At 46.4% G+C, this 13,627-nt stretch carries 5 protein-coding genes; 2 read left to right on the forward strand and 3 right to left on the reverse strand.

Features of this window, described 5'->3' with window-relative positions; translation table 11 throughout:
* Positions 1–371, forward strand: a 371-nt coding sequence (locus tag K3767_RS00005; RefSeq protein WP_221171518.1) for a transposase, incomplete at its 5' end; no start/stop codon positions are given.
* A gap of 38 nt (positions 372–409) precedes the next feature.
* On the opposite strand, the gene K3767_RS00010 is transcribed toward K3767_RS00005, so the two are convergent.
* Together K3767_RS00010 and K3767_RS00015 are read right to left on the reverse strand one after the other, a co-directional pair.
* Entirely contained in the window at positions 410–1,123 is a 714-nt protein-coding gene (locus K3767_RS00010; RefSeq protein WP_221171519.1) for an IS1634 family transposase, read from the reverse strand.
* 305 nt (positions 1,124–1,428) lie between these two features.
* The gene (locus tag K3767_RS00015; RefSeq protein ID WP_221171520.1) at positions 1,429–4,773 is read right to left on the reverse strand and encodes a hypothetical protein; all 3,345 of its coding nucleotides are present in this window, start codon (positions 4,771–4,773) and stop codon (positions 1,429–1,431) included.
* Between the two features lie 211 nt (positions 4,774–4,984).
* On the opposite strand from K3767_RS00015, the gene K3767_RS00020 reads away from it, so the two are divergent.
* Positions 4,985–6,169: an IS110 family transposase gene (locus K3767_RS00020; RefSeq protein ID WP_221171521.1), complete on the forward strand. Its 1,185-nt coding sequence runs from the start codon at positions 4,985–4,987 to the stop codon at positions 6,167–6,169.
* On the opposite strand, the gene K3767_RS00025 is transcribed toward K3767_RS00020, so the two are convergent.
* A complete protein-coding gene (locus K3767_RS00025; protein WP_221171522.1) occupies positions 6,166–13,608 on the reverse strand; it encodes a neuraminidase-like domain-containing protein in 7,443 nt (2,480 codons plus the stop codon). The genes K3767_RS00020 and K3767_RS00025 overlap by 4 nt on opposite strands.
* Positions 13,609–13,627: the final 19 nt, after the last annotated feature.

Consider the following 13,627-nt stretch of genomic DNA (forward strand, 5'->3'; position numbering starts at 1 on the left):
CTCAGAGTGTTTCGGAAGGAGAAGAAATAATTATGGAAATAGCTGATCTAGTAGAAAAGGAGAAACCCAAAAAAGCCAGAGAAATTCGAGAAAAGACAGCAAACTATACGGCATTTTTGAATTATCCTAAAAAAGTGCGCAAACACATCTATACCACCAATCCGGTGGAGGGTTTGAATCGGGGACTGGAGTTGATGAGGTTAGAACTAGGGGGATATTTTCCTTCCCAGGAATGTTTAGAAGTCAACCTGTTTGTTCAAGCCGTAAATTTAGCCGATAAATGGCAAAGGAGGCCTATTCCAACCGTGGCCTCAATGGAGTATGAATTGCGCCAGCTTTTCGTCTTGCGCTACGAAAGTGAAGAGGTATAATGGTGGATACCAAGGTCGACACAATCTTAAGGGCCGAGTCACACCTCGTGCCCTATCGGCATCCCCTCTCGCGTCATAAGTAAACCCAATATCACCTGCACCCGGTCCGCACGATGATCCTTCGAAAATCCATACTCGCAAAACCCCTCCGCCCCTCTCCCCTCAAAATACGTGCTCGTCGTGTCCCAAAAGACCAAATCAAGCTCCAAGTTGAAAAGATCCTTTATCCTCTCGAAAAGCTCTACCTCAATTTCGTCCTTATGATCCGCCAGAAAATCAAGAGCCCTATAAAAATGATGAAGCTCGAGCCTCTCAAACTCCCGCCGATATACCGTCTCCTTCCACCGGCTAACTCCGAGCTTCGAGGCCGGATCACAGAGCCTATTCAAAACCATGGCAAAAACCGCCTCTTCCACGTCTATGGAAACCTCGGTTTGGGCAAGAAGCTTCTTCAGAATGCTATCAAGCTTAAGATCTTCCCATAGTCTTCTAAAGATCAACGCCGGACCGAGGTCCTTGGCCCGCCTGACCTCGATGGAACGGGCGCAAGCCTCTATCCACTGCCTCCGGGAAAACTTGGCTAACCCTTCTATCAGCTTGTCCAGTTGACCATCCTGGAGTTTTTCCAGCCGTCCCAGGTTAGCTACAATCCTCTGGCGCACTTTTCCGTTAACCCGCTTGCCCTCAACGATATAGAGGTAGGTCCTGGTGGACCCGTCTTTATTTTTGAAGGTTTTGGTACGGATATACATAGCACTAAAATAATAGCATAATTTTCTTATTTGTCAAGATGTAATTTTGGAAGCGTAGCACAACACTTAGAAACGGAGACAGTGAGTCGTAGGTGGAAAGAGGAAATTAGAGGGGCATTTAGGGGTTATTTCGGGCCGGAAATGCTCACTTCAGATTCACCAGCCCTTTCCGACTGTCAAACTTGAGTTAGAAAATGACAGCACTAAGTAGAAACCCTAACATTTCAGGTGGTCCAAATTTTGGGGCATATCAGTTTTTTTTGGAAACAACCAAAATATCCATAGCTTCTCTCTTTTCAATGTTTTCATGACTTCGTTGTGCTCCAACCGATCAGAATCCACAGATCTTCTAGTCTGTTGGTACTGAAGTAGACTTTCCATTCTCCAAGGGGACTCTCTGGTTTTACCTTATCCAGCTCACCAATAAGTAGTTTCCCGAGGGAGGGATCCTTCTCAAGGTTGTCTCCTTCAGTACATGAATCGTTTGGATATATAGTAATTTGATCATTTTCTTCCATTTTGGCTATCATGTATGCCCTTTTTACTGAACCTAATTTTCCTTTACTCCAGAACGGATAGTGCTCTTCTTTTAGATTAAGAGATAATTCATAACATCCGTTGGTTTTGCTTTGAGGGGAGATAAATCTTGCCCATTCAGAGGGGAATTCGTGCCTGATATCAAACAGGCGGGTACAGCCAGGGGCTGTGCCTTCTTGTATTTTATTTTTTAAGTTCTCCATGGCGGCATTCCGTAAAGACTCTCCTCCATCACGGGCTGTATATCTGATGTGCAGAATCACATCGGTGATAGTGCTATAGTCAAACTGGGCAGGTTCATCTGCAGAAGGATTTGCCGGAAGTTCAATCATCCACTCGCTTATAACTCCAGAGTTCTCAAAGGGGAGATAGCGCTGGTCGTGAAGGTTTGTCTCAAAAAGTCCACTGTCATTCTGGGCACTGCTTGCAACAACAGACTCAAGACTGCCCAGGAAATCACTAAAGCGTGGGTCCTCTGGTCCCTGACGGGTATATTCTGGATCAATAGCAGGACTTTTACGGATGCTGCTTTTTAACAAGGTGAGCTTGCAGTTTATGCCTGTGTAAGGACCTGTCACGCACGGTATTGTTACCGCTACGGTTTTTATCCTTCGGAAGTAATGTCCCGGGCCGTCCATATCAAAGAGTTCTTCTGGAAGCTTCACGATGCATCTTCCCGTTTCTCGGAGCTGGATTAGGGCAAGGGGGTCAACCTCACGCAGGCTCACATGTTTTGTAAGTTCATATTCCCTTCGGTTGTTCTCGTGATAGGCCATCTCCATCCGCTTGATGTCAAGGTATAGTTTTTCTCCGGCAAGCAGGCCTTCCTTTCCTGCAAGGTAGTCGTATTTGATAAAGCTCAGGTTTGTATCCCCCAGTTCGTGCTGAAGGGCCCTTTCCGCCTTCTTTGCAACATCAAAGGCCATCTGGAAGGCTCTGGCGTAAAGTCCCTTTGCCTCCCTCTTCATCCATGCATAAAGTGCCTTGTTTGTTTTCTTGCCATACTCCTCAGTGCCTTCTGGATTTAGGAAGCGTTCAATCTCTTCAGCATGCTTCATCTGGAGGCGATGAGTTTTGAGTTCCTGTTCGGCTATGGCTTCCCTTATCTGGGCAGCACGGAGCTGTTTTAAAATCTGATTTATCTCAGCAGCAGCCAGATTACTCTGGAACGCCCATTCCTGTTCACGGCGGGCATAGGAGCCGATTTTAGCAGCCATTGTGGCTTCGAAGGATAGTCTCCCCGCAATACCGCGAAAAGCAGCAGCCACTGCAGAGGCCATCTTAGATAGTTGTTCACCACCCGCAACCTTGGCTTTAGCTCCAGCCCCAAAAGGGGCGGTCAAAATACCGAATGTGGGTAAGAGTGCGAAAACGGAAGAAAGTGTTTCATTTACCGCTGCGAAGTCCTGAAGCCCCTGAGCAGCATCCAAAAGTTCCAGTTCTTTAGCTTCATATGAGCTTATCACTGTTTTTCCTGATCTCCCCGCTATATCCCTGGCAATATCCACCTCAATCTCTCTCGGTTCAATCTCAGGCTCTTCCTGGGAATACTCCATATTCTCAAGTTTCTGCTTGTCCAGTTCACCGAAAGCTTTGATTACATCCTGAAGCTGTTCAATAATTTCGTTTTCCTTTCTCCCAAGCTGGCGCTCGTAGTAGATGTAGCGTGCAAGGGCAAGGGCAAGGGATTTCTCCAGTGCCTCTCTTGATTTTATCGCCTCCTGAAGCTGGTTGTATTTTACCTGCTCAACCATCTCCAGCACAGCACGCTCATGCTTTGCACGAAGAATTGCCATCGCCTCAGCATCCTCCTTCTCCATGGCAGAGAGGAGCTGGCTTCCAAGGGATTTTACCTCCTGGGCTATCTCCAGTGCTTTCTGCACAAGGAAGCTGAACCGCACAAGGGGCAGAGGCTGGTCAAGTCCGCTTATTATTGCTCCCACATTAAGACCGGCAGCAGCTGCCCTTGCAAGCAGTGCAGGATCAATGGGCGGCGAAAACAGGGGCAGCCTGCGGAATCTGCCCATGATGTCAAGGCTGTTTCTTATCTTGAATAACCTGTCGGCAACCGTGTCCCAGTAGCCAAGGAGCTTCTCATTCGGTGGGATGCAGAAATAAAGCGTTTTGGCAATGTTCTTGACGGTGGTGGATGAGGTGGCTGTTGCTTTATCCTGAGGGGAGAAGAACACAAAGGGAATATCTGCCTCAAGTTCAACCAGGGCATTGCTGAACTCATCCATCTCTTTCTGCAAACTTGCATAGGTTTTTGGAGTTACAGTGCCTTTTCTGGGTACAGGCTGAGGCTTTGGGCCGAGTATGTTTGCCGCCATAACATAGATCTGGACTGCCTCATCCACGCTTTCAGGGGTGTCCTGCCTGAAGAGGAAATCGCCCCAGGCAATCAGGTTGTCAAGATAGGCCATGACAGTCTTGTACATGTAGGCCCACTGTCTGAAACGGGCGATCAGATGTGGACGGAAGGGATTTTCCCTCCAGGCTTCAATAGATTTAACTGTGTTTTCAGAATCTCTGCCTTTTGAGAGGTCGGTCAGAACCTTAACAATCCCCTTAGGCTGGTTTCTCTTCTGCCAGAAGGGATAGACCTTCCAGAATCGTTGAGGAGATTCGTCATCACTGTCGTCTGTGGGGTCAAATATGTAATGGAACCATTTCTGTGCCTCTGCAAAGCGCTGGTTTTTGCTTAAATGAACGGCTATAAGGAAGGGAACATGATAGAAGAGCTCCCAGTTATAGACCGAATAAGCACCGCCTGTGGAGAAATCAAGATTCTTTACGGGATAGGGTTTTTTGACGACTTTTTCGTTGGGTCCGTAATCCTCCTTAAAAAACTCCTCATAGAGCTTTGGGCGGGGGTCACCGTTTCGGAGCCAGAGGATCTTTCCATCTTTATCCCTTTCAAAATCTGTATCAGCATCGAGAAGCCCCTTTACCCCACCCCTTATCAGTCTCTGTATCAGCTTCCGAACATAGGGGTGCTGGTGGAGATAGAACTGGCATTTCCAGACTTTTTTAGCTTCTGTGCTTTTTTCCAATTTTGGCGCCCCAAGTATGGGTGCTACAAGCAAATTGTTATGAAAATTTTTGCTGCTCATCTTACCTCCCTCCTGCAATGAATTATGTTATATCCATTCCCGAGATAAAGTTTATAGAGGGACAAGGACTCCATTTTTCGTAGGCTTGGAAGCCTCTATAGGAGTCTGTCCCTCTGTCCCTCAACTCCCAATTGGTTGGTTGGGCGCAAAAGCCCCTGCCAAACGGGAGGATGGAGCTGAGGGACATATACCTTATCCCAGGAGGTAGCCTATGTTCTACATAGGTATCGATGTCGCCAAAAATTCCTTCCAGTTCTGTATCCTTCACCCACAAAAGGGAAAGCTCGTATCCAAAAACCTCCCCATGTCTTCCAAAGGCTTCGAAGACTTCCTCCAAACTCTCTCCGCCTATACCCCAAACCATATCGTCCTTGAATCCTCCGGACGCTTCCACCTCCCTCTCCTCGCCTTCCTCCTGGACCAGGACTTCCGGGTATCCCTCCTCAACCCTAAAATGGTTCATCACTTCGTCCGGTTCGTCTCCGCTAACAACCCCTCTAAGTCCGATAAAAAAGACGCCTTCCTCCTGGCGCTCTTTGCCCTCTCCAATCCCCACCTCCTTAAACCAGCTACCCTCCCCTCCGAAACCAAACTCCTGGCCCGACAAATCCAAAAACTCAAACAGGAAATCGCCGAGGCCAAAACCCAAATCAAACACTCCCTCGCCGCCCTTTTCCCCGAAGCCGAAAAACACTTCAATGTCTTCTCTCGGGCCTTCCTTGAAATCCTCAGCCGCTACCCCTCCGCTAAAAGAATTGCCAAAGCCGGTTGGGGAAAAATAGACTATATCCTCTCCCGACTGCCGGGCCGTAAACCTTCCTTCTCCGCTCAAGACCTCGTGCAGGTGGCCCAAAACTCGGTGGGGATCTCTCATAAAGGCCTGGAAAAAATCCTCCAAATTTACATCCAAAAGATCTTCTTCCTCCAATCCATGATCGAAAAACTGGAAAAAGACCTCCAGACGGAGATCGAAACTACCATGAAAACTCAGCTGGAATGCCTCTCCTCCATAAAAGGCATCTCCCGCGACCTCGCCTCCAGGTTCCTGGCCGAAGTCGAAAACATAAAACGCTTCAGTAACGCCAAAAAACTGATCAAATATGCCGGAACAGATCCCGTGGTCAAACAATCCGGAAAATGGAAGGTCCGTATGAACATCTCCAAACAGGGAAATCCTTACCTTCGAAATATCCTCTTCCAGATGGCCGTAGGAACGGTCAAGTGGGAGAAAACTTTTCAGCATTACTTCCGAAGGAAATACACCCAGTTCAGAAGCTATAAAAAAGCCATGATAGCCGTAGTTAACAAACTGATCCGGGTAATCTATGCCCTCTCTACTCGTAATCAATTCTTCGATCCTTCTAAACTTGCTCCTGCGGGGGTGCCCCATGCCTAGCTATCAATTCCTGATAGTTGACTCCTTAAATGAGTAAAACCAGAACCAATTAATCCTTCATGCCCGATAAGGTTAATTCCTCTTTCCCGGATTCCTGTTCTTCCCAGTTCTGCAAAAACCTTTCCTCTCTCTCCTATGGGTATTCCTCTAAAGTCAAGGACTGTAGCCGGTTTAATCAACCAGTCGCGAGGTTCTTTAATTCTGAATCTACTTCGGGGATCAATCGGAGGTTTATCAATCGGAGGTATAGCTTTTTCCGGTATAGGAATGAAGGAATTGATGGCCGCCTCTTTTTCTAAGTCTCTAAATCTCTCAATCACGGGAGGGACCAATCCTTCAACCCATCTTTCCCAGGCAGGTATCTGAGGCTCTTCATATCCCGGTTCGACAAAGAAGGTGTGCTCGTCATCCTGATAGAAGAAGGGGGTGCTAAATAAAGCTTCTTGTTTTAAATTGTTTAAAAATAAAAGAGTATAGTTTTTATCATTATCCAAATCTAAAATAGGAGTAGAACTATAAACCATATCGACAGAAAGAGGGCCTTTAGATTCAGGATGATCTAAAGTTAGATCTCCACTAGTCATCCACTTAGTTTGAGAAGGAATTTTACGGAATAAATTGTAGTAAGGGAAAACAAGATCCATACCTCTCTTAATAGACGGAGGACTGTTTCGGCTAATCAGATAGAAAGAGTTCTGAAAGTATCCTAAATTCACATACACACCACCTTCCACTTTATTGCCTTCCTCATCCTTCTTTTCCTCTTTGTAAATCCAAACAAAAATGTTTTTTGGATCAAAATCCTGTGGTATTTTGACTGGGTTGTCATTTTCATCCTTCAAAGCCTCAAACCCACTCACCTGCGGTGCACTCCATTTCCCTTTATCATAAATACTCCAGTGGAGCTGGGCGTGGAGTTCTTTCTTTCCGGACATTTCTGAAATCGGTTTATCAGCCAGATTTCTTATTGTTTCAGATTTATTTTCATCCGAATTTCCAGGAGAAACAGGCTTTTCTATAAAAGTTACCCAGAAGAGCCAGAGCCTGTCGTGCCAGACAACGGGTGCAAGGTGGTCTCCCTGAATTTCGATGTTCATAGGCTCCCAGGGAGTCCACTCCCCGTGCTGATACCTGCGGTAGAAGTATTTGTGGGGCTGGTTGTAGGTGCGACCGAACACATGAAGGATGTTGTTATCGGGATCATCTCTGTATTCGATATGTGCCGCCACGATGTCAAGCCTTGCCAGTTCATCAAGCTTTTTCAGGTAGTTAAGGAAGGCGTCCTCAACAAGCTCCTCGGATACATCTCCCTGAAGGAGGGTGCCTTCAAGCTCCTGAAAGAGGTGGGTCTTGTCGTCCCTGAATTCCGGCTCAAGCCAGTTCTCAGGCCAGAGGAAGATCTTTCTGTTTGCCTCCCAAACCCTGTATCGCTTCATCCACTCCCATTCCTTTGTGTTTATGGCTGAAGCCGGAACATCCTTTTCAAGATTCAACAGGCAGCGCTGGATGAATAGTTGCACAGAAGCGATGGCAAGCCTTATCCTTGAGGTCCAGACCACGGGTTCCATGCCCGGGTCTATCAGGAAGTGCTCGTATAGCTGTTCAATCCGTTCATAGCCAAGTTTGTGCATCACATAGGCAGACAGCGCATCCCTCTTCTTTTTCCGCAGGCGGTCAGAAATGGGCTGAATAACTTTCAGCCATGTACTTCTTTCAAAACGGGCTTTTATAGCATTTCTAATCCTTTGGGCAATTTGGGCCCGGTCTTTATCTCTGTCGATTTCTCTCCGCTCTGCAATCTCGTTCTGGTCTTCATCCCTGCTGGCAATCCCTCTCCAGTCTGCAATCTCCTCAGGTGAAACACCGAAGCGGTGGACAATCTGAAGGGCATCCCAGAGCCTATTTAGTCTTTGGAGGTATTTGTCAAATTTCTGGAAGGTGTTTGTCTCATCATCTGAAGATTCAAACAGAATATCTGCAGTTTGCTTCACTACATCAGGGTCACGGCGCGTAAGTTCAGCAATCCTGTTGAGATATGCATCTTTATCCTCTGCCTCAAGCACATCCACAAGGTCCTCCGTATTTCCCGCAAGGTCTTTCTTCAAACTGCTGTACAAGCAAAGGGAAAGGAATTTGGAAAACAGCTTTTGAGCTTTATCAACCGATGCCTCTTCGGCACTTACAGGCATCCTGAAGTTGCCAATATGGGTGAGGAGATAGCGAACTTCCCTTTCTTTAAGCTCAAAGGTCGCAAAAAGCTGAAGGGCTTTGCTCAACAGAACATATGCTTTTTCCGCTTCATCCATCTCCTTTGCAGGATAGAGGGCAAGCCTGCTGATACTACCCTTTGGCAGATTTTCACCGCGAACAAGAAGTCTGGCCTTTTTGCTCTGAATATTTTCAAGTTCAAGGGTAAATCTGTAAGGGATGTTTGCCTTAAATTCGGTGTATGCAGAAGTTTCCCCATCTGAATCCATATTTGAGAGAAGTGGTTTGGATAGATGGTCAAACCTCAGTTCATATTTAACCCCTTCATCCGCCTCAATATAGAATCTGTAAGGTCCGGGCGTTGGGAAAACGATGTAGCACTCAAATCTTGCACTTCCTGCCTGAGTATCTGTCAGGGCAGTATCAGCATCATCCACAAGCTTCGTGGTTGAATCCACGATGGCTGTGATTCCTTTTTCTGCAGAGGAAACGAAGTTATCAAGAAGGCTTTTGCTATCGGAAAGTGAAAGCATATTTTCATCTGTTACAAGCATTTCTACAAGGGAGGAATCAGCTCCTGTTTTTTCCGCCAGGCTCTTTACTACCAGGTCTTTTATCAGCCTTGCCTGAAGATAAGGGAAGAATGTTTCTGCAATGAGTTTTTTCCTGTCAAAAGTAAAGTCAACCTCTTCATCTAACTTACGAATTCTCAGAATTCTGCCATTGTCCTGAATCTGCCAGAGATTATCCTCTACCTTCTCTATTTTTGCTGTATCATTAAGAGAAATATTCCTTTTTTCAAGTAGAGCCTTGATACTTACCGGAACATCTACATGTGAATCGTCTATGCTTTCTAAATCTGACTGGACCTCTGACCAGTTCTTTTTGAATGGCAAGCCGAACAGCCATCCGTAATCCCCCTCTTCAAAGAAACCCGTTGTGGGAATTTCCTCATCCCCTGAGCGTTTAAGCCATGTATCAAAGAAATCCTTTGCCTGATTCTGGATGTCGTTAAGTAATTGGGAAAAGATGTTCTTTTGTATGTCTGTTAGTTTATTTTCAAATTTAGCTATAAGCTCAGCTTTAGAATCCTCAAAAAGCACACCCCTATAGGTAAGTCTCTGCTCTCCCTTTACGCTGTCATAAGAAACATCAATGATGGAAGGCTCATCCTTAAAGGTTTCCGGATCAAGTTTGTTGTCTCCATTCGTCTTTATTATTGCGGTAAACTCTGCCCTTCCCGCAAGCATAGCTAAGAAGCGGTCAACCACATCCGGAGGCAGAATCAGTCCAAGCTTCTGCCTGAGGACATCTTCACTTAAAGTGGACGGGTCATCGGGGGCAGCATGTTCTGCCCTTATGGAACGAATTCCATCTGCAATTGTCTTTAAGAAAAGCCTTGTTCCTGCCTTATCTGGACGGTATTTTCCCGTGGGGTCAAACTGGTGGAGGAAGAGGTAGTTCAGATCCTCCACCTTGAATCCGCTCTCCTTTACCCTCTCAACCATCTCAATGAACCTGATGGTCTGGTAAGGGGCATCTTCTTCAAGAGAGTTAAGCGCATTTTCAGAAATTGACATGAAGGGGTCTATTCCCGAAAGCTTTTTCAGGGAAATGAGTTCGCTTACCGAAATCCTCAAAGCCTTTGCGAGGAGCCCGTAACGGTAAAGGAGGGAAACAGTGCTCAGGGTAAGGAAAGCATTATCAAGGTCGTTATCTTCAAGGATAAGCCCTATCTCCTCTGCGGTAAGCCCTAAGGCTGCCTGAAGAGCGGGCAGATAAGGCCTAAGGGGATGTATAACATCTCCCTGCAGATAATGCCCAAGGGGATGGTCAAATACCGGGTATGTATTTACAATATCGGGTTTCAGGAAGAGCTCTGCATAAAGGGAGTGCTCACCGGCTGTGGGTATGTCCGACCAGAGGGTAAGAATCTTGATGCGTTCATCTTTTCCAAGGTTCAGTTTTTCTTCTAAGGCTTTTAGATGGGCAAGGTAGATTAAGGCGGTTTTTAGCGGCTTTTGAGAAATATGTGCTTCATTAAAGGGCACATTTTTGGGAATAAAGATCTTTAAGGCCTGGTCAAGCTCCTCTATGCTCCAGCCGAGTTTTTTCCACAGCCTGACAAAGAGATTGATTTTTATGAGATCAACTGGCTTGAGGGGGGTGCCGTCTGCATACATTACCTTTGTCTTTCCAAAATCACAGGTTGCCTCTTCATCAGCCAAGACGATGGTCTTTTCAACATCCGGCTTTATTACATCAATGAAACCCGGCAGGTCCAAGTCCGGTATGTGTGGCAAGAAATCCCTGACAAACCTATCCACAGGCTTTATTCTTCTGCGGAGCTTCTCTTCTACATTCGTGAGGGTTCCTGGTTCCCTTTCGATAAGTGATCTGTGTTCTGTCCAGAGATACAGATTTCTTATGCCGATAGGGGGAAAAACCCTGGGTATATCGTAAAAGGGAATGTCGTGGATGCTGACACCAACTCTTGGCAAGACAGGGTTTTCATTGAGCCTGGGATTGACAAACCATGTCTTGAGAATCTCCACAAGCTCTTTGTAGGTTACACCGAGCCTGCGGGCTAAGGTTTTGGCGCAGAGCGGTTTGGGTGAACCGTGGTTCTCATCACCGGAGAGGTCCTTCCAGGCTTCACTTTCATTTTCGTATCCGTAAAGCTCATACCAGGTGTTAAGGAGGTTTTCATCTGTGAAGAGCTCAAATTCTGAAGGGGAAAGGCCAAGCTGTTCCATAAAGATCTTTGAATAGTCGTACGCTTTTGTCTGATCAAAGAGTTCATTAGTTGGTCTGAATACCTCCAGAAGCCTCCACAGGGGAATTTCAAAGTAGTTGCAGAACTCTCTTGCTGTCTCTATCCAGAGGTCAAAGGGGAGATTTAAGGGATAGCGCTGGTCTTGAAGGATCTCGTAAGCCTTCGGTTCTATATACTGGGGTTCGGCAATAAGCTCTTCGGAGGTTGCCTTTCCCGTATCATGAGCAGCACCTTCATCAAGCCTGTTGTGGACAACCCAGTATTCCAGTATCTCGTTTACTATGTCTATGTAGGGCATGGTGGTATAGGTGTTTTCGCAGGTAAGCGGGATGTGGGGAATGTCCGGACGACGTTCGGTAAGAACATCGTAGGGCTTTTTGCCATTCTTAACGGTTTCTCCCCACCGTTCAAGTGAATGAAGAAGATCCACAAGGTAGGCAGCAGGGCTCAGAACAGAATGGCAGTGCTCGCACTCGCAGAAGTCAAGGGAGCCGAAGAGCTTCTCCAAGGTTGGAAGTTCTTTGATAGCCTTATCCCTGGCTTCACCGAAATTCGGAAGAACATGTATGGGTGGAAGGCTTCCAAGCCAGCGAGCGGTGGTGGCAAGGTTCAAGACAGTGCTTTCCACCTGCTCCGCCTTCCTGTAAACAAGCCTTGCCACATTTTTTGGAGGCTTGTCGTTGTGTACTTTCTTGTATTCCGCTTCAAACCTTTTAACAAACTCTTCTTCAGGGATGGCTGTTACCGCTCGGGCAGAGGTCATATCCAGGTTGTAGAGCACAGGCATGGCCTCGTCTGTTGGCGTGATCTGATAGACCCGGTGCAGCTCCTTGATTTGTGGTTTAACTTCTTCAATCTGTTTTCTCAGGTTTCCATCCTGTTTCATGAAGGTTTCAATAGGAGTCTGGCCTATACGGAATCCTTTTTTGGCCAATTGCCTCAGCGTTTCAGGAAGTGAGTCATTCTTCACCCCAAAGTGTTCCGGCTTTACCTCGATCATCCTTGCCACAACCTGGGTGGGATAGCTCCGCCTTATCTTTAAGGCCAGGTCCTTGGCATAGGCCCTGAGTTTCTCTTCGGTTTTTCCTTCATAAATTGGTGGAATTATCTTTTCTATTTCTTCATTGTTCTGGGCTAAATCACGGATTGTTTCTTCCCATTCTCCTGGCTTATAAAAATCCTTTTCAACAAGCTCTTCGGGGTCTTCAACCTCTTTCATGAGATGAGAAACAAGGGGATGGCTGTTTGCCGTAAGAAAGGCAAGCTTTCCCTGAAGTTTTAGCTTCTGAATCTCCTCTTTCCTGAATCCTGCTTTTTCAGCCCTCTTCCAGAGAGATTCTTCATCCCCTTTGTGCTCAAAGATGAGTGAGATAAATATTTTCTGCCTTTCTCTATCCGCTATCACCTCGCTTACGAATTCTCCAAAGGTTGCCCCTGAGCCGGGTATCCGAACCTTAAGTCTCTCTTCTGCTGCAATTTCTGAAAATCTCTTTTTAAATTCTGCAATTTCTCTATCAGAAAGTTTTACGATGTTTGCCTCCTTTGCCTTCTTAAGCGCCTTTTCCACGGTATGCGCACTCAGCTGAACAAGAAGTTCTTTATCCCTGGGAAGACCCGTTCTCAAAAGGGCATAGACCTTTTCCACATCTTCTGAAAGCCTCAGTTCTTCGCTTATCTTCTGCGCATCTGCTGCCAGAGCAATGAGCCTTGCATCCCAGCCTGTTGAATGGCTTAAAAAGCTTAAATCCTGCCTTTCTTCGTCCTCTCTGGCATCTTTCAGATTTTTTAAGTCTATTTCAAGGGCCCTGATTGCCCTGTGCAGACGGGAAAACTCAGGCTCAAGGGGCAGAAGATTTGAAGGGGCAACCAGGTTTATTTCAACCTTTTCTTTTTCAGGGAGGGTGATGGGCTTTGAAAGGGATATTTCTTTATTATCTTTGGCCGTTTTTACTTCAACAATGAGAGCCCTGTTATCCTTTTCAAGCGTTATGCGGTAGTTCCCTTTTTCATTGGTCTTTGTTTCACCAATTTTTACGGATTCCCCAAAGAGGTATCTGTAAAACCTCAAGGGGATGTTACCCGCAGGTCTTCCATCCTCCAAAATTATCTTTCCATATACTTCCACCATCTTTCTCTCCTCCTTGGTCTCCAAAAGACCGAGTTCTTTTAGTGCCCTGTTCAGGGCATTTGCGGTTTTTTCGTCCACCTCACCTGTGGGTTCAAGGTGGTGTCTTTTTTGAAAGGCGGAAACGAGGAGCTTCGTTGTCTTTCCGTAATACTGCCTTGATTTTTCTTTTTTTAGCTCTTCTTTAATCCTTTCCCAGTCCACCGGATGAGGCGGCACGCTAAACCGCGGACGAACCACAGGCGGTGGAATCGGAGGCCTTGCGGGCAGGGCAAATACCTCCCTTTTTACCTCAATCAACTGCAGGAGTGCCTCCTGCAGGTCTGCCACCTTCCTTCCCCTTGTCCGG

It is taken from the genome of Thermosulfurimonas sp. F29 (assembly GCF_019688735.1).
Classification (GTDB): Bacteria; Desulfobacterota; Thermodesulfobacteria; order Thermodesulfobacteriales; family Thermodesulfobacteriaceae; genus Thermosulfurimonas_A.

Coding starts and splice junctions, on each gene's coding strand:
- K3767_RS00010 (WP_221171519.1), bottom strand. CDS start 1,123: ATGTATATCCGTACCAAAACCTTCAAAAATAAAGACGGGTCCACCAGG.
- K3767_RS00015 (WP_221171520.1), bottom strand. CDS start 4,773: ATGAGCAGCAAAAATTTTCATAACAATTTGCTTGTAGCACCCATACTT.
- K3767_RS00020 (WP_221171521.1), top strand. CDS start 4,985: ATGTTCTACATAGGTATCGATGTCGCCAAAAATTCCTTCCAGTTCTGT.